The organism is Rosettibacter sp. KY25 (assembly GCF_057554405.1).
In genome coordinates this window covers 40,533-59,465 of record NZ_BAAJAO010000011.1, presented here as the reverse complement: position 1 = coordinate 59,465, position 18,933 = coordinate 40,533, and the positions used below count along the sequence as shown (strand labels likewise).

Here is an 18,933-nt window from a genome sequence, read left to right as displayed (position 1 = left end):
AAATTACTAAAAGTATAAACCACAACAATTAAGAAAAATAAGATGAAACTGAAAAAATATTTTCTAAGCCTCTACTTATTAACAATTATAATTTTTCTTGCTGGATGTAATGCTAAAAAAACTGCTACCGGCAACGAAGATGATATTTATGTGTTTGCTGATTCAACAGAATATTATAATCTCGAAGGTTCATTGCTTACAGTTTTCAATAAAATAATTTACACACCTCAACCTGAAAATCTTTTCAACTTGATAAGAAAAGACATTTCAACTCTCGAAAAGTATAAAGAAAAAAAGAATATAATAATAATTGCTCCTCTAAATTCTCAGTCAGATGTTGCCAAATATATTAATGGAATGCTTAGCAATGATGTAAAGAAACTGGTTTATGCTGATTCAATTAGTGTTATTAACAAATATAATCTCTGGGCTAATGACCAGTTGGTAATGATAATTACTTCGCCAACTATTGAACAATTAAATAAAAACATTCTTAAAGAAAGCGAAAATCTACTTTATTATTTTCAAAAAATATCGAACGACAGGCTTTATAAAAGTCTTTATAATTCCAGATATGAACAAAAAAATATTGAAGCCAGATTTTTAAGAGATTATGGCTGGATGATATATGTTCAAACAGACTTTCTGCTTGCAATTGATAAACCACAAGATAAATTTGTTTGGTTAAGAAGAGCTCCTGGCACCGATATGGAAAGATGGATTTTTGTTCACTGGATTGATAATGCCTCGCCTGCTCTGTTAAACCGTGATTCAATTTATGCTATCAGAAACAGATTAACAGAAAAGTTTTACAGAACATCTGACGACTCAAGTTATGTTGAAATTTCTGATGATTACAGAACAACAAAAGAAGTTAATTTCCTAAATCGTTATGCATTGATGACACAAGGTTTATGGCGAATGAAGGATGGTTCTATGGGCGGCCCTTTCATTAATTATACATTTTATGATGAACCAACTAAAAGAATTTACATGCTTGATGGTTCAGTTTACGCTCCAAAATATTACAAGAAAAAATTAATTCAACAGCTTGATGTTTTATTAAGGTCTTTTTTAACAAAACGGGAAGTTGATAAGAAAAGATATGAAGAATTAATGGAGGAACTCGAAAACTAATTTAGAAATTGTAAAACACTTTTAGGAATTTGAAAATTCTTTAGATCACTTTTGATTTTATTTACATACATATTTGCTCTTTCAATTTTGCCGTATTGAATTTCATACATTGCTCTGTATGTCAGCATTGTTCCAAGAACATTTTCAATAAAGTCAATGTATTTGTTTCTGTTTTTGGGAAATCTAATTTTAAAATCAGGAATTGGTGCAGGAACATATTCATTCCCTTTCACTACTTTGAACATAAAAAGATGCGGAACAATTTGATAACCCTCAGGCAGCTGTAATTCTCCTCTCTGCATTTCATTTTGAAATAATTCTAATCCAATGTAAACATTTCTGTTAGTATCTGAAATCAAGCCTGTTAAAATTTTTCTATAATATTTTTCAAGAATATTTGAATCATAATTTTCTGAGCGTTCAAATGGCTTTACTGCAATTAAAAAATTATTAATATTATTCTGAATTTTTTTAGTTACATCAGGATAATTTCTTTTTATTTGATTATAATACCACGAACGTCTCAGCAGTTCTTTGTCTATTACAACAACATCCTTTCTGAAATTTTCAACATACTGGTAATAATATGACGGCGAAACAAAATAATCCCATTGATAAGTTAATATTAATGAATTCTTCTCAACACTTTGAAGAATAGATTTTGTATAGTCCTCGAATGTGTAAACATCTGATTGATTTACTTGAGAGAAATTTGATGCAAAAACAAATATTAAAACTATTAATGTAATCGATAATGAATAATAAATCTCTGTAAACTTTTCGAAGATGAATTTAATTCCAAAAACTCCAAAGAACGAAAGCATGATAAATGAAAGAAGAAAATATGAATCAATATCTACAATATCATAATTAATTACATATAAAACAGAAAATAAAAATGTAACTAAAAACAAATAAAAAAATCTTTTTGAAACTTTTAAACTGTAAAATATTCCAGCAAGAACAAAAATAAAGTAAGCATAAGTAAATTCATCGGGTAAATTTTTTACATAGTAATTAAATTGTTTTTCTGCCGAATTAAACGAGGAGAAGAGCCATACCTGATATTGTTTCCCTGTAAAGTGATGCCAGAAGTTTTCAAAGTTTATCGGATTTCCCCAATTTAATTCTGGATTAGAAGATGCCCGCAAAGGTAAGTAAAGATAAAATAACACAATTATGCAAGCCGAAACCAAAAATGTAATTATTATTATTTTGACAGCAGTTAGATTTAATTTTTCTTTCATAAAAAATAATATTGCAATAAAAGGAAGAACAAGAAGTGTAGTCATATGATTACTAAATCCCAGTGCTAAAGCAGCCCCAACTTTTGTCCATTCATATAAATCATTTTTGTTGTCATAAAATGTTTTTAAAGACAAATAAATTATCAGATTAAACAAAAAAATCTGTAGCGAATAAACTTCTACAGATGTTGATTGAAACCAATAAGTTTTGCTGAATGCAAGAAATAATCCGCCAAATGTTGATACCAAAATATTTTGTTGTTCAAATGCATAATTTTTATTGTGGGATTTTCTCTTGTCTTTCTCTTTCAAACGAGAGTTAAAATTAATTTTTATGTTACTTAAAAGCAGATTAACAGATTTAACAAAAAATATAATTCCAGCAGCACACCAAATAGATGCCAATAAATTAGCTTGAAATATTTTTGTAAATGTTAATGGGATCTTCAAAAATAAAAATCCAATCAAAGTAAAAAGTGGATAACCTGTTGGATGAGCAATTCCTAATGTTGATTGAACCGCAGCTAATTCTCCTGAATCAATTTGAATTACTGCAGGCGCAATTGTGGTTAAATAAATTATGAAAACAATTAAACCTGTAATTTCTGCATAATATTTTTTTATTAATTCAAATTTTACCCACATACTTTTCAAAAAGTGATATATTCGATTTAATTACTGATGAGAGTTGTTTCTGCAGTTCTTCCACGCTTGTTTTGAAAAATGATGCAATCACAAATTTTTTTTCTTCTGTTGCAGGAAAAATCACATTTGTTGTGTCAAATATACATTGAATTGCAAATTCAGTTTTTCTCAAAAACAAATAATTATTGAGAATTAATTCATAATCTTCTGATGGGAAAAATTTTTTAAGATTTCTGATGACATTAATCGTTTTCCTTCCCTGCAGTTTTGGATTATTAAAAAATTGCAATTGAATTAAAAAATCGATTGTTATCAATCCCCCGTTTTGCTTTTTAATATTAAAAGAAGAATCGTAACGCAATAAATTTTCTTTCATTATTGCTCGATACATTTGAATCATTTCTCTTACAACATAATTTCTATCTAGCGTTTTAATATGATTAATCAGAATCAATTTAAATTTCTTAAAAAGATTTCCATTGCCGCAAATAAATCTAAGCTTTGAAAGCGATTGGAATTCCCATATTCTTGCTCTTGTTTCAATATAATTTTTATAGCTTACAATACCCCAAACAAGCGGTGAGTTTTTCCCTTCGGGTCTCAACCTGAAGTCTATATCAAAAGGCTTCAATTCATTTTTCAACACTTGAAGAAGTTTTTGAAAATCATCCTGTATTTCTGAATATTTATTCACATCGTCAGTTATAATGATTAAATCAATATCAGAAGAAAAATTCAACATAAATGAACCATAACTTCCCAAGCCTCCAATAAAATAATTATACTTTTTATTGAATTGTGATGATAACACATTGATTTTTAAATCAACATATTTGCAAATTAAACTGGATACTTTTTCAGTTGAAATTAAACCAAGTGCAAATTGAACTGAAAGCAAAAATATCAGTTGATTAGTTTTATAATTTGAAAGATAGTCTTCAATATTTTTAATAAATATTTCCTGTGATAAAAACATTTCTTCGGTTGACTTATCATGTATCATAATATTCACAGCTTTTGAACAAAACTCACATATTTTCAAAAAGCTTTTGAAGTAATTCTCGTTCAAAAACTGAGAATACCAGATTGAAGGAAACTTTGAAGCTCTTATAATCTTAACAAAATTATCCAGAGTAATATCAGGTGATGAACATTTTTCTAAATATTTTATTAGAAATGGTTCAATGTAATTAAACAGCTCAATTGTTTTGGAATCGAATTCTTTTTGGTCAAAATAACCCAAGCCGCTTCTTAAATACTTTAGATTTTTTTCTGCACGATTAAAATCTTTAAAATGAATTTTGCTCAAATCAACCGTTTCATTTTTCTCATCACTTCCTAATATATTATTGTAAATATTTCTTACCTGCTTTCTTATTTCATTTAATTCTTTTTGGAATTTTTTTTCATCATCATATTGAAAATAACTGCACAACTTATAAAGCAGCTCACCTTCTGAAGGAATAAGATGAGTTTGAGTATCATTCATTAATTGAAGGAAATGCTCAATTTGTCTATAAAAAATATATGCTTTAGATAATAAATCTTTTTCATCCTGCTTTAAAAGATTTTTTTCATAAAGCAATTCAATAGCCTTTAATGTATTGCCTGTTCGAAGTTCTTTATATCTTCCTCCATTTAATAACTGCAATGCCTGAACAGTAAATTCAATATCTCTAATTCCTCCCTTGAAAAGTTTAACATTTTCTTTTTCTTTATTATGAAGTTCAATGTTATGTTTCATTTTTTTTATTTGTTCTGTAAGAGAAGTTGAGAAAGATACTGGGAAAATATACGGCTGAAGAAATTGATAAAATTTTTGATACAAACTATAACTGCCGCATACATAATCAAGTTTTATCAACATCTGTCGTTCCCAATCTTCACCTCTTGTTTCATAATATTTTGTATAATCACTGTAAGCTTTGCATAAAGGAGAATACTTACCGTCAGGTCTTAATCGAAAATCAATTCTGTAAATGTAGCCTCTGTCTGAAATTTCTGTAGAAGATTTTATAAATAACAAAGTTGCTTCAGAAAGTATCTCGTGATATTCTTTTTTAATTTCTTCTATATATTCATTTTCATCATAGAATAAAAGTAAATCAACATCAGAACTATAGTTTAACTCGTTACCGCCTAATTTACCTAATGAACATAAGCAGTATACTCGATTAGTAATTAAATTATATTTCAATAAAATTTCCCGATAACATAATTCAAACAAAACTGAAAGAATTGATTTTGCAACAATGCTTAATTGTTCTGTTATAGTTTTGAGATCAATAAGGTGCAGAACATCATTTATGCCAATTTTTAAGATGTATCTTTTTTTGAACTGTCGTATAAAATTTAATTTTGCATTGAAAGTAGAATATCTATTAATTCCATTTTGAAGTTCTTTTGTTAAAGCATCAGAAGAAATATTTTGAGATAAATAATCTTGATCAAATACTTGATAAAGATATTCAGGATTTCTAACAACTATGTCTGTTAAATAATTACTGCTTGCTGCAATCGCAATTAAAATCTCTGCATGATGAGGATACTTTACAAGCTCATGAAAGAAAGTGTGTTTATCATAAAGTGCATTAAATATTCTAAGCAGATTTGCTTCGGAAGATGGAGAAAAATAATACTTACTGGCTTCGAGCTCCATTAATCGAAGAGCATTATCAAAAATTTCAGAAGAAATTAATCCTTCAGTAAACTCAATCAGCTTCGAAACAAAATTTTCTGAAAAAGAAAAATGTGATTTTTGCACTCTATCTTTTTATTTGTTTTAATGACAAAAATAAATTAACTAATAATAAATAGCATAATTTTATTATTGGTATATTTGCACTGTAAATTATTGTTGAAACTATAATAAATCAGAATTTTATAAACCATTGCAATTTATGATGTTCATTGAATTTCAGAACCTCATTATTTAACTTTCAAAACCGAAAAACTGGAGTGATAAATGATTAATACCTTGCTTAAAAAAATATTTGGTGATAAGAATACACATGCATTGAAAGAACTCTGGCCCATCGTTCATCAAATCAATGAAGAATTTGAAAAGCTAAAAGATCTTACAGACGAAGAACTGAAAGCAAAAACAACACAGTTCAAAGAATATATTCAAAACGAAACAGCAGATTTAAGAAATAGAATTGAAGAATTAAAAAATCAGTTAACTCAAATTCAATCTGCAGAAGAAAAACATAAAATTTATGACGAGATTGAAGAACTTGAAAAAGAGCTTGACGAAAAGTATGAAGAAATTTTAAATGAACTTTTGCCTCAAGCTTTTGCTGTAGTAAAAGAAACATGCAGACGACTTGTTGGTAAATCATGGGAAGTTGCAGGAAATAAAATTACCTGGGATATGGTTCCTTATGATGTGCAACTTCTTGGAGGAATTGTACTTCATCAAGGAAAAATTGCAGAAATGGCAACTGGCGAAGGTAAAACTCTTGTAGCAACACTTCCTTTGTATCTTAATGCTTTAACTGGAAGAGGCGTTCATCTCGTAACTGTTAATGATTATCTTGCCAAACGTGATAGTGAATGGATGGGAGAAATTTTCAAATTCCATGGTTTAACTGTTGGCTGCATTCTTAACACAATGGATACAGAAGAAAGAATAAAACAATATCAATGTGACATCACTTACGGAACAAATAATGAATTTGGTTTTGATTATCTCCGTGATAATATGGCTGTATCCAAAGACCAGTGTGTTCAGCGAGGTCACAATTATGCAATTGTAGATGAAGTTGACTCGGTTTTAATTGACGAAGCAAGAACACCGCTTATAATTTCTGGACCAGTTGAAAAGACCGAGCACAAGTTCGATGAAATGAAACCAAAAGTTGAAAGACTCTTTAGAAAACAGGCTAATCTTGTTGCATCAATTGTTAAAGAAGCTGAACAGCTTTTGCAATCAAATGACCCAAAGGATAGAGAAAAAGCCGGCATTTTATTACTTCGTGCACACAGAGGATTTCCCAAAAATAAACAATTAATGAAATTGCTTTCTGAACCTGAAAATAAAAAGCTGCTTCAACAAACTGAACTTGAATTCTTAAGAGAAAATGCCAAAAGAATGCCTGAGATTGATGAAGAACTTTACTTCGCAATTGACGAAAAACTCAATCAAATAGATTTAACAGAAAAAGGAAGAGAAGAACTTGCTCAGGGTTCAGGTGAAGGAAAAGAATTTTTTGTTATACCGGATTTAGGAACTGAAATCAGCAAACTTGAAAATGACCCTAATTTAACTCCTGAAGAAAAACTTCGTAAGAAAGATGAACTTTATCATTTATATGCAGAACGGTCAGATAGAATTCATACTATCAATCAGCTGCTGAAAGCTTACACACTATTCGAAAAAGATGTTGAATATGTTGTTACTGAGGACGGCAAAATTGCAATTGTTGATGAATTTACTGGAAGAATTTTACCAGGAAGAAGATATTCAGATGGTTTGCATCAAGCAATAGAAGCTAAAGAAAATGTTAAAGTCGAAAGAGATACACAGACACTTGCTACAATTACACTTCAAAATTATTTCCGTCTTTACAAAAAACTTGCTGGTATGACAGGTACTGCCGAAACAGAAGAAGCAGAATTTTATGAAATCTACAAATTAGAAGTTGTTGTTATTCCTACAAACAAACCTGTTATAAGAGTTGATGAAGATGATGCAATCTACAGAACAAAGCGCGAAAAGTATAATGCAATTATTGAAAAGATAAAAGAATTAAGAGAACAACGAAGACCAGTTCTTGTTGGTACAACGAGTGTAGAAGTTTCGGAAACTCTAAGCAGAATGTTAAAACGTCAAGGCATTCCTCACAATGTATTGAATGCAAAGCAGCATCAACGAGAAGCTGAAATTGTTGCACATGCAGGTCAACCAGGTGCAGTCACAATTGCAACGAACATGGCAGGAAGAGGAACTGATATAAAATTAGGTGCTGGTGTAAAAGAACTTGGCGGCTTATATATTCTTGGAACTGAAAGACATGAATCAAGAAGAATAGATAGACAATTAAGAGGAAGAGCTGGACGACAAGGAGACCCCGGAACATCAAAATTTTTCATTTCACTTGAAGATGACTTAATGCGTTTATTTGGAGGAGATAGAATAACATCAATCATGAGTCGACTTGGTATGCAAGATGGCGAAGCTATCCAACATCCTCTAATAAGCCGTTCTGTTGAAAGAGCACAAAAGAAAGTTGAAGAAAATAATTTTGCAATTCGTAAGCGTCTGCTTGAATTTGATAATGTAATGAACCAACAAAGAGAAGTAATTTATTCAAGAAGACGACAAGCACTCGAAGGTGAAAGACTTAAAGGAGAAATTTTTGAATATCTCGATGAATTTGTTCAAGATGTTATAGATAAATATTACGACGATGGCAATTTCGAAAAAATTAAAGAAGAAATTTTCCAGCATACACTTGTCGATATAAAAATTGAACCAGACGAAATTGAAAAAATTGGAAAGGACGGATTTAGAGATAAAATTCTTGAAGCCGCAAAAGATTTCTATAATCGAAAAGAAGAAATGCTTGGTTCAGATTTAATGGCAAGACTCGAAAGATATGCAGTCTTGAGTGTAATTGATGAAAAATGGAAAGAGCATCTCCGTGAAATGGACGATTTGAAAGAAGGAATTGGATTGCGTGCTTATGGTCAAAAGGACCCGCTGCTGGAATACAAAGCCGAGGCTTATAATTTATTTGTTCAATTACTTGAACACATAAGAAATGATGTTATTTCATTTGCATTCAAATTCTGGCCTCAAGCACCAGTTGAAGTTCAAGGAAGAAGACCAACTCCTCAACAAAGATTACACACAATAAAAGATAGTGCAGATAATCTTGGACTTAGAGCTCAGCCGCAGGAAAAAGTTGCACAAGTAAAACAAAAACCAATTCGTGTAGAAGAAAAAGTAGGAAGAAACGACCCATGTCCTTGCGGCAGTGGAAAAAAATATAAAAATTGTCACGGGAAAAACATTTAGAGGACTTTATGAAAAAAATTGAAGCAATTATCCGTCCTTTCAAACTCGACGAAGTCAAAGAAGCATTGCTCGAAATTGGTGTGCATGGAATGACAATTACAGAAGTGCGCGGTTATGGCAGACAAAAAGGTCATAAAGAAACTTACCGTGGAAGTGAATATCAGATTGAATTCGTTCCTAAATTAAAAATAGAAATTGTTGTTGATGATTCTCTGCTCGAAAAAGTTGTTGATGCAATTTTGAATACTGCTAAAACCGGCCAGGTTGGCGACGGTAAAATATTTATCTCCGATATTTCTGATGCAATTAGAATTAGAACTGATGAATCAGGACCAGAAGCACTATGAAAAAATCAATTTTTTCATCCTTCTTGCTAATAGCTATCATTATTTCCCTTTCGGGTTGCAGCTTGTGGCGAGATTTTACTACTTACTTCAATACTTATTATAATGCAAAAACAATCTTTGATAGAACTGAAGAAGAAATATTAAAGAAAAGAACAGATTTATTTGCATTTCGACTTGACCCATTAACATCTCAGCAAATGAATGACCTCACAAAAGTTATTGAGAAGTGTTCTAAAATTCTTCAGTTTGATAGAGAATCTTCATTTTTTGATGATGCAATTTTTTTAACTGGAAAAGCTTTTTATTATCAACAGGAATATGCAAGAGCTCAAAGAAAATTTATAGAACTTGCAAATCTTCCTAATTCAAAATTTGCACTCGAAAATAAATTCTGGCTTGCAAAAACACATCTTCAACTTCGAAATTTTGATGAGGGAATTAAACTCTTAAATGAAGTTCAAGCCGAAGCATTGCAAAAAGATGAAGAAGAAATCTTCACCGATGCTTCAATATTTAAAATTGCATTTTATCTTTTCAGACAGGATTATAAAACTGCAGTGGATGAATGCAATAATTTTTTAAGCAATCTTAAGAATGATGAAACTGCTGCACTTGTTCTTTATCAAATGGGAAAAATTTATAATCTTCTTAACAATACTGAAAATGCTCTAAATGCATTTGCATCAGTTCTTAAACATTCACCAACTTTTGAAATTGAATTTGAAAGTCGTCTTGAATATGCAAAATTATTAGGAGAAACTGGCAAGGTTGATGAAAGTGAAGCTGCATTGAATGAATTGTTATATCAGGGGAAATTTAAAAATCAAGAAGACAGAATTTTACTTGAGCTTGGACAAATCTATGATGAAAAAAATGAACTCGATAAAGCTATTAGCATTTTCATGCAAATAGATTCTACTTATAAACAAAAACCTACAGCCGGCTTTTCTGATTTATTTCTTGCAAAAATTTATGAACATAAAAAACGAGATTATGACAGTTCATATAAATATTACAATAAAGCAGCATCAACAATTTTTGATAGAGATATAAAAAGTCAGGCAGCTTCGCGCAATAGAATTTTTGACAAACTTTTTTCTTATAAGAAAAATCTTGCTGACCTTAATCTTCAATTAACTTATTTAACTGACAACAATAAATTTATTCGTGATTCAGTTGATTATGAAATTGCCTATAATCAGTATCTTGAAGAAACAAAGAAAAAGCAGGAACAAGCTGCACAGTTTGGAAACTTTCCAGCATCTCAAAGACCATTTCAACGAGATGCCGAAACTCCTCAACAAAAAACACAAAAGCAATCTGCAGATTCATCAAAATTATCGAACAAAAAATTATCACTTATTGAATTGATTGCACTTGGAAAAGTAAAAAAACCAGTTAAACCAAAAATTTCAGCCGATTCAATAAGCACATTGATTTCACAAAATCTTTACAATATTGGAAATCTTTTTCTTACCGAACTGGAAGTTCCGGATTCTGCGCAGTTTTATTTTAATGAAGTTATAAATAAATATTCCGATAAACCTTACAAAGTTGATGCTCTTTTTGCATTAGGAACTTACTATGAAACTAACAATCAAAAAGAAACTGCAGACAGTTTATTTAAAATTATTTATGATAATTATCCAAATCATAAGCTCTACATCGAAGCAGGTAAAAAATTAGGATTGATTAAATCTGAAGATAAAAAACTAACAGCCTCTGACCCAGCAGAAAAACTTTATATTGAAGCCGAAGAAAAGTACTACAATAAAAAATATAAAGAGGCAATTGACGAATTCAGAAACATTTATCTTCAATATCCTCGTTCGACATTTGCACCTAAATCAATTCTTTATATTGGAATGATTTACGAAGAACAAAACAAAAATGACTCGGCTGCATTTTTTTATGGAATACTTTCGTCAAAAGAATATGCATCAACACCTTATGGTAAAGCTGTACTTGCTAAATACACAGAATACAAAAACGAAAAAGAACGCATAGAAAAAGAAGCAAAAGAAAAAGAAGAAGCCGAGAAGAAAAAGGCTGAGGAAGAAAAATTAAAGCAAGCTGAGATAAATAATGCAAAGGAAGAGAAACCTTTAACTGTAAAGAAAGACAGCACTGCTTCAATTCAAAAAACTAAATTAGATTCAACCACTCAAAAAACTCTTGAAGAACTCAAGAGGAATTCTGAAAAAACAGACACTTTAAAATCTGATTCATCAAAGAAACAAAAAGTTCGATTAGAATAATTTTGTTCTAAAAACCATGAATCGCAAAAAAGTTCTTGAACTTATAGAAGAAGGTGAAAGTGTTCATGTAGAGTTCAAGCAACGATTTTCTACTTACGAAAAAATTGCAAAAGAATTAATTGCGTTTGCAAATACAGACGGCGGTTATTTACTTCTTGGCATAGACGACAATAAATCTATCTATGGCATTGAAAGCGAAAAATCTGATTATGAATTAATTAAAGAAACTGCAGAAAAATATTGCGAGCCTCCAATCGAATTCAAAACTTACCTTTTTGAAATAGAGAACAAAGAAATAATGGTTGTTCAAATTGAAGAATCGAAAAGAAAACCTCACCGCATTCAGGATTATAAAAAGCATCTTGATATCAACACTGCACAAGTTTATTTGAGAGTAAATGATAAAAGCGTACTTGCAAGCAAAGAAATGATAAAGATACTGCAAACACAAAGTAGTGAAAAGTCACTAATAAATTATGCTATTGGAACAAACGAAAAAATTGTTTTTGATTATCTTGACAAACACGAAAGAATTACAGTAAAAGAATTAAGCCGCATTGCTAATATATCAGAAAGAAGAGCATCAAGAACATTAATTAAACTTGTAAGAGCTAATATTCTTTTTATTCATGTTAAAGATAACGGTGAGAGTTATTTTACATACAGAGGAAATCATTAATTATCATAAATTCTTCTTAAATCAAAAATTGCAATACCGTAGGCTACTGCAACATTCAATGATTGCTTAATTCCGTATTGAGGAATTTCAATTGAAAAATCACATAAATCAAGTAAATCCTGAGATACCCCGGAAATTTCATTGCCAATTAATAAACAAAGTGGAAAGTCGCTTTTACTTACTTTGTAATAAGGAAAACTTTCATCTGTTAATTCTAAAGCACAAATTTTAATACCCTGAGATTTTAATTTCAAAATTACTTCTTTAGGGTCTTTTACATATTCCCAAGAAACACTGTCCTGAGAGCCAAGCGCAGTTTTTAAAACTTCTTTTTTTGGCGGATGAGGTGTATATCCGCATAGATAAAGTTTCTCAATCATTGCCCCATCAGAAGTTCTGAATATCGAACCAACATTGTAACTGCTTCTAATGCTGTTAAGAATAACATAAACCGGCAATCTTTTTACTGTATGAAGTGTCTCAAGTGTACTTCTGTTTTTAGAAATCTCTTCGTGAGTAAGTTTTTTCATGTTTTAAATTAAAGATTGGTTTTATATGTAAGTCTTAACCCAACAATACCAATTATTATAATAAAGATAAATGCAATACGAATTAATTCTTTTGGTTCATTAAAAAACAAAATGCCATAAAGTGCTGTACCTGCTGTTCCAATTCCTGTCCACACAGCATAGGCAGTTCCTATTGGAATATATTTTACACCAAGTGATAAAAAATAAAAACTAAGCAGCATAGTGATGATAGTAAAAATACTTTCTTTCAATTGAGTTAAACCCTGACTGTATTTCAATCCAACAGCCCAGCTTATCTCAAATATTGAAGCAATTAAAATATAAAGCCAACCCATAACTTCTCTTTTTGTTTATGCAAAATTAAAAACATTTTATTTAAGAACTTTGATATAAACTGTATCTGCTATATATGAACCAAAAATTCCAATTCCATCATCTGTAAGATTTAATCTTGGTTCATGAAAATTGCCGTCCTGTTCTTGAATATTTCGATATGTAAGAGTAAACAATCTAAAATTTTCATCACCCGCATAAACAATCAAACGATAATTACCATAGAACCAGATATTAAACCATTCGATTTCATAATTAATTTTATCAACAGAGGAATTAATATTTTCAATCCATAATGCTCGATAGCGGTAATAATCGAAATTTTTTTTCAGGTCTTCAATTTTTATATCGAAATAAGGATTATCAAAAATAAATGTGTTTTCAGAAGCATTTTGAGCAGCTAAAGAAAAAATATAAAAGCCTGTTCCTTCAGAAGGCTTAAAAGCAATTTTAAATTTCTTCAAGTTACTATTATCATCCATCTCTCTGTATCTCAGCGAATCAAGAATTGATTCTTCTCTGATGATTTTAAATCCATACTTTGGAGTATGTGTGATTCCAGTGGTTTTTAATTTTTCTCCATCAAAATTAGCTTCAACAATTAACTTGTATGATTTATCATAATCTATCATCAACTCATTACTTTCATAAGAAAATTTTTGAGGATTATATTTCAAATTATATTCTCTATTGGTTTGAAGGTCGATAATTTTTACCAATGCATCTGTAATTAAGATTGACATCGGATTTGGTTTTGAATTTATTGGAAAGTTTTTTGTAATCCTGATACCTTCTACATATTTGCCGGGAACAAGATAACCTTCAACAACTATCTTTGGCTGATAAGTGTTTTCACCAATTTCTACTGTTCCCTCTCCGCATGAAAGAAGAAACAATGTTAATAATATCAAAAATATTTTTTTCATTGTTATCATAATTTAGAATTTTGCATTTATTCCAATGCTTGGAATTATTGGAAGCATGTTAACATTCTTTGCTTCTAATTGAATTGCACCATCATCTTTAATTTTTTCATCATAATAAATGAACCAGACATTTTTTCTGTTCAGCAAATTAAATATTTGCAGATATGGTGTAAGCGACCATCCCTTGTATTGAATTTCATAATTAACACTTAAATCCAATCTTGCATAATACGGCAATCGATATTTATTAATTGAAGAAGGATAAATAGCAATACTGTATAAATTTATATTCCAATCAGGCACAGGATTGGCAATGTAAATTGATGACGGAAGAGTGATTGGCTGTCCTGAAAAATATGTGAAGTTAAATCCAATCAGCCATTTTTTATTTGAATTATCCGATGTTCCATTAATTTCATTTAACAAATCATTAACATTAACATTTGCAACAAAATTTATAGCATGAGTTCTGTCATGTCTTGGAGGAAATGGATTACCTTTATTCGTATTATCAACTTTATATTTTGTTTTAGAAAAAGAATAAGCCAACCATCCTGTTAAAGCTCCAACATCTTTCCTAATCAGAAATTCAATCCCATATGAATTTCCATCACCTCTAAAAAATATATTTTTTTGTGAACCATAGATTGGATAATTATCCTGTGTATAACCAATTGGTTCAATATCAGCATTTAAATTGGGATTGAGTGAATAGATATTATGATATGTTTTATAGTAAGCTTCTATTTCTAATTCTGCTTTTCCGAAAATTTCTCTCTGATAACTGATAATGTAATGTAAAGCATTAGACCCTTTAATAAATTCATCTGCACTTGTCCAGATACTTGTCATAAAAACTCTTGGGATTCTGTGTGCATATTGATGATACAAACCGGTTGAGAATTTAACATTGCTTTTTGTGTCAATTCGATATTTAATAGAAAATCTTGGGTCAAAGCTTTCATAATTTTTTGTTGAAATATAATGGTCATACCTCAATCCAGTTTCAAGATTTAAAAGCGGGGTTGGACTCCAGCTGTTGGTCACATAAAATGAGTATAGTTTGGGATGTCTTGATACATCAATTTTATTCCGGAATATAGCTTCTTTAAAAAATCCAGAAGCATTTTTTAATTCAAAACCAAATTTGAAATTAAGTTTATCATTATGAAAATACTCAAGTGCCCCTTTCAGTGTAAAATCATCAATATGATTTTTTTCATTGAGTTCGGCTTCATTAAAATCAAAATTAGAAAAGAACTGACTGTATGTTAACCAGAAATTTCCAAAAAGTTTTGGTGTAATTATTGTTCTCCAATTAATGCTGCTTGTTCTGTTCCCCCATTTGTAATTAAATCCAAAAGATTCAGAACGATTTTTATCAAAAACAAAGTTGAGATTATCAACGCCTCCATAAAAACTTATGCTTAATTTGTTCGATTTGTCAATATCAAAAAATGCTTTCAGGTTGCCATCTAAAAAATAGTAATCAGGAATATCATCAAAAATTTTTGCTACTGTTTGGTCAAGGTAAGTTCGTCTTAAAGAACCAGAAAGCGAACCAAATTTTCCAAGGGGTGTTTGCAAAGTTGTGTTTAATGTCAATAAACTCAAAGAAGCTTTACCTTCAAAATTATTTCTGTTGCCATCGTTATTTGTTATGTTAATAACAGATGACAATCTGCCACCATATTCTGCTCCAAATCCGCCTTTGTAAACTTCCACTTTTTTAATTGCATCTGTGTTAAAAGTAGAAAACAATCCAAAAGCATGCTCAGGATTATAAACATCGGTTCCATCCAAAAGAAAAAGATTTTGGTCGGGTGTTCCTCCTCTTACATAAATTGCTGATGAAAAATCTGATACCGGCACAATACCTGGCAGACTTTGAAGTGTTCTTAGTAAATCTGCTTCTACTACCTGCGGCACTTTACTTATTTGAACAGGTGTAATTTCAATTTTTGAAACAGGTTTATTATATAATTTATCAACAATATTCATTGAATCTGCAGATACAATAACTTCTTCGCTTAAGATTGCTGTTGGAATTAATTTTATATCCAGTCTTCTTGATTCATTGGCATTGAATATTATTTTTTGATTATGAGTTTTATAACCCACATAACTTACTATCAATTCATAATTGCCGGGCGTAATGCGAGGGATGACATAGTAGCCGCTCAAATTTGTGCTCGTTCCTAAATTTACTCCTTTGAGATATACATTAGCACCTATTAAAGCTTCGCCAGTAGAAGAATCATAAACAAATCCGCTTAAAGAGGCATAACCACTTTGTGAAATTATATCATCAGCAATTAAACTGATAAATACAAAAACAAAGAAGATTTTTTTCATAACTCGAAAGACAATTTTAGATTCCTATAATTATAGTTCAGACAAAATCAATTTTTGAACGATTGATAAAATAATAAATTAATTTCAAAGGTTAATACATACATTGAAAAAGTGATAGAACTGAATGAGCTAAAAAAATTATAAGATAAATCTCTTTTTGTGAAAAAAATATTTGTAATTTATGTTGGTTGATTAATCACATAATGTTATTACAGTTCTTTTTTAATTATTTATCAGGTGAAATATGAAAACCATAATTGAGCCTTTCAAAATCAAATCTGTTGAACCAATTAGATTTACCACAAGAGAAGAAAGAATAAAAATTTTGCAGGATGCAGGATATAATCCTTTTTTAATTCATTCAGACGATGTTATAATAGATTTGCTTACAGACAGCGGTACATCAGCAATGAGTTCAGAGCAATGGAGCGGAATAATGAAAGGCGATGAATCATATGCAGGTGCAAAAAGTTTTTTCCGATTCGAAGCTGCAGTTAAAAAAATTACAAATCACAAATTTATTATTCCTACTCATCAAGGAAGAGCAGCAGAAAAAATTTTATTTTCTATTCTTGGCGGTAAAGGAAAATATTTTCTCAGCAATACTTTCTTCGACACAACAAGAGCTAATATTGAATTTACAGGCGCAGAAGCTATTGATTTGTTGTGCGAAGAAGGAAAACATCCAGAAATACGGGCTCCATTCAAAGGAAACATCGATGTTAATGCACTCGAAAAATTTATTAACAAAGTTGGAAAAGAAAATATTCCACTTGTCATGTTAACTATCACAAATAATTCAGGCGGTGGTCAACCAGTTTCGATGCATAACATCAAAGCAGTAAGAAGTATATGCAATAAATACAACATCCCGTTTTTCTTCGATGCTTGCCGCTTTGCTGAAAATGCCTACTTCATAAAATTAAGAGAAGAGGGTTATAAAGAAAAATCGATTATTGAAATTGTTCAAGAAATGTTTTCGTATGTTGATGGTTCTACTATGAGTGCAAAAAAAGATGCACTTGTAAATATTGGCGGTTGGCTTTCTCTTAATGATGAAGACTTAGCAATGAAATGCCGCAATCTTCTCATTGTAACCGAAGGTTTTCCAACATACGGAGGATTAGCAGGCAGAGACTTAGAAGCAATTGCTCAAGGTTTGGAAGAAGTCGTAGATGAACATTATCTTCAATATAGAATTAGAAGCATTGAATACCTTGGAGAAAAATTATTGAATGAAGGAATCCCGATAATTGAACCTACCGGTGGTCATGCAATCTATCTTGATGCCAAAAGATTTATTCCTCATATTCCACCGGAACAATATCCAGGACAATCAATCGTATGTGAACTTTATATCGAAGGAGGTTTAAGAACAACTGAAATTGGTTCTGTTATGTTTGGCAAATATGATAAACAAACAGGTAAATTAATCCCAGCCATGATGGAACTTGTTCGTCTTGCAATTCCAAGAAGAGTTTATACTCAAAGTCATATCGATTATGTGGCAGAAGTAGTAACTGAAGTATTTAAGAAAAGAAATGAATTAAAAGGTTATAAAATTGTTTATGAAGCACCAATGCTCAGGCATTTTACTGCAAGATTTCAACCATTGTAATTAATTCGAAGGAATTAAAATGAAAATAAAAAAATATTTTTCGCAGGATTTTAAAAATCAAATTTGGAGACTATTAATTTCTGATGAAAATAAATTAGTAATAGAAACCCGCAATCCACAAACAAAAGAAGCTTTCTTCGATTGCTTTGATATAAATAAAAAGAAATTCTTATTTTCTGATTTTCAGCTTGATGAAAAATTTTATGTGGGGATAGAAACTATTTATAAAGAAATTATCTACTTCCATAAATTTCCAAAACCTGATTTGCCGAACCACAAAGAAATAATTGCTTTTGATATTAACTCACAAAAAATTTTGTGGACAAACAGTGAGCTTAGTTTCCTCTTTGCTTATGACGATAAAATATTTGCATACAAACAGGGATTTGAAGAACGATATTTCTCTGCACTAAGTTATCTTGATGGAATTATTGTTGAAGATTTGGGAACTGATTATTTGAAAATAAACTCACTTAGAAGAGAATCAGAAAATCTGAAAGATTATAGTCAATATATTTTCCCTCAAGTTTATTTAAGCGAAGACCAATTTATTGCAAAGTTTATTAATGATTATTTTTCTAAAATAATTCTAATTGGAGAAATTGAATACGGAATTTACAACAATCTGCTTTTACTGAGTTATCATACACAAAATCAAGCGGGAAATCTGAGGAACAACTTTGCTGCAATTGATATGCAAGATAATTCAATAAAAATTTCTGTTGTTCTGAGTGAAAATACAAAATCGTTTATGACCGATTCATTTTTTATGTATAAAAATTTTTTAATTTTATTAAAAGAAAAAAATGGGTTGATTATTTATAAACTGGAATAAC

At 30.3% G+C, this 18,933-nt stretch carries 13 protein-coding genes; 7 read left to right on the top strand and 6 right to left on the bottom strand.

Going from position 1 to position 18,933, the window contains the following annotated elements:
• Window positions 1-42 precede the first annotated feature (42 nt).
• The gene (locus AC27L2_RS08400) at window positions 43-1,137 is read left to right on the top strand and encodes a DUF4837 family protein (RefSeq protein ID WP_487211316.1); all 1,095 of its coding nucleotides are present in this window, start codon (window positions 43-45) and stop codon (window positions 1,135-1,137) included.
• Here the strand turns inward: AC27L2_RS08400 and AC27L2_RS08395 are convergent.
• Window positions 1,134-3,029: a protein O-mannosyl-transferase family gene (locus AC27L2_RS08395; RefSeq protein ID WP_487211314.1), complete on the bottom strand. Its 1,896-nt coding sequence runs from the start codon at window positions 3,027-3,029 to the stop codon at window positions 1,134-1,136. The genes AC27L2_RS08400 and AC27L2_RS08395 overlap by 4 nt on opposite strands.
• Window positions 3,013-5,793, bottom strand: coding sequence for a [protein-PII] uridylyltransferase family protein (locus tag AC27L2_RS08390; protein ID WP_487211313.1), 2,781 nt, complete (start codon window positions 5,791-5,793; stop codon window positions 3,013-3,015). The genes AC27L2_RS08395 and AC27L2_RS08390 overlap by 17 nt, the downstream gene beginning before the upstream one ends.
• Before the next feature lie 201 nt (window positions 5,794-5,994).
• On the opposite strand from AC27L2_RS08390, the gene secA reads away from it, so the two are divergent.
• The 4 genes from secA to AC27L2_RS08370 are packed head-to-tail and all read left to right on the top strand — an operon-like array spanning window position 5,995 to window position 12,335.
• On the top strand, window positions 5,995-9,051 hold the full coding sequence (gene secA / locus AC27L2_RS08385) for a preprotein translocase subunit SecA (RefSeq protein WP_487211311.1): 3,057 nt from the start codon (window positions 5,995-5,997) through the stop codon (window positions 9,049-9,051).
• An 8-nt stretch (window positions 9,052-9,059) separates the two neighbouring features.
• Window positions 9,060-9,398, top strand: coding sequence for a P-II family nitrogen regulator (locus tag AC27L2_RS08380; RefSeq protein ID WP_487211310.1), 339 nt, complete (start codon window positions 9,060-9,062; stop codon window positions 9,396-9,398).
• Window positions 9,395-11,656: a tetratricopeptide repeat protein gene (locus tag AC27L2_RS08375; protein ID WP_487211309.1), complete on the top strand. Its 2,262-nt coding sequence runs from the start codon at window positions 9,395-9,397 to the stop codon at window positions 11,654-11,656. The genes AC27L2_RS08380 and AC27L2_RS08375 overlap by 4 nt, the downstream gene beginning before the upstream one ends.
• Before the next feature lie 16 nt (window positions 11,657-11,672).
• Window positions 11,673-12,335 carry an AlbA family DNA-binding domain-containing protein gene (locus tag AC27L2_RS08370; protein ID WP_487211308.1) on the top strand — a complete coding sequence of 221 codons (663 nt, stop codon included), beginning with the start codon at window positions 11,673-11,675 and terminating at the stop codon, window positions 12,333-12,335.
• On the opposite strand, the gene AC27L2_RS08365 is transcribed toward AC27L2_RS08370, so the two are convergent.
• Genes AC27L2_RS08365 through AC27L2_RS08350 form a run of 4 tightly spaced genes read right to left on the bottom strand, consistent with a single transcriptional unit; the run spans window position 12,332 to window position 16,479 of the window.
• A complete protein-coding gene (locus AC27L2_RS08365; protein ID WP_487211306.1) occupies window positions 12,332-12,865 on the bottom strand; it encodes an RNA methyltransferase in 534 nt (177 codons plus the stop codon). The genes AC27L2_RS08370 and AC27L2_RS08365 overlap by 4 nt on opposite strands.
• An 8-nt stretch (window positions 12,866-12,873) precedes the next feature.
• Complete coding sequence (locus AC27L2_RS08360) at window positions 12,874-13,200, bottom strand: DMT family transporter (RefSeq protein WP_487211305.1); 327 nt, start codon at window positions 13,198-13,200, stop codon at window positions 12,874-12,876.
• 36 nt (window positions 13,201-13,236) lie between these two features.
• On the bottom strand, window positions 13,237-14,124 hold the full coding sequence (locus AC27L2_RS08355; RefSeq protein ID WP_487211304.1) for a DUF4249 family protein: 888 nt from the start codon (window positions 14,122-14,124) through the stop codon (window positions 13,237-13,239).
• Between the two features lie 12 nt (window positions 14,125-14,136).
• Window positions 14,137-16,479, bottom strand: a complete 2,343-nt coding sequence (locus AC27L2_RS08350) for a TonB-dependent receptor (RefSeq protein ID WP_487211303.1) — start codon at window positions 16,477-16,479, stop codon at window positions 14,137-14,139.
• A gap of 244 nt (window positions 16,480-16,723) precedes the next feature.
• Between AC27L2_RS08350 and AC27L2_RS08345 the strand changes: the two genes are divergently transcribed.
• Both AC27L2_RS08345 and AC27L2_RS08340 read left to right on the top strand, forming a co-directional pair.
• The gene (locus tag AC27L2_RS08345) at window positions 16,724-18,097 is read left to right on the top strand and encodes a tryptophanase (RefSeq protein WP_487211302.1); all 1,374 of its coding nucleotides are present in this window, start codon (window positions 16,724-16,726) and stop codon (window positions 18,095-18,097) included.
• Between the two features lie 19 nt (window positions 18,098-18,116).
• Window positions 18,117-18,932 carry a DUF4905 domain-containing protein gene (locus AC27L2_RS08340; RefSeq protein ID WP_487211301.1) on the top strand — a complete coding sequence of 272 codons (816 nt, stop codon included), beginning with the start codon at window positions 18,117-18,119 and terminating at the stop codon, window positions 18,930-18,932.
• Window position 18,933: the final 1 nt, after the last annotated feature.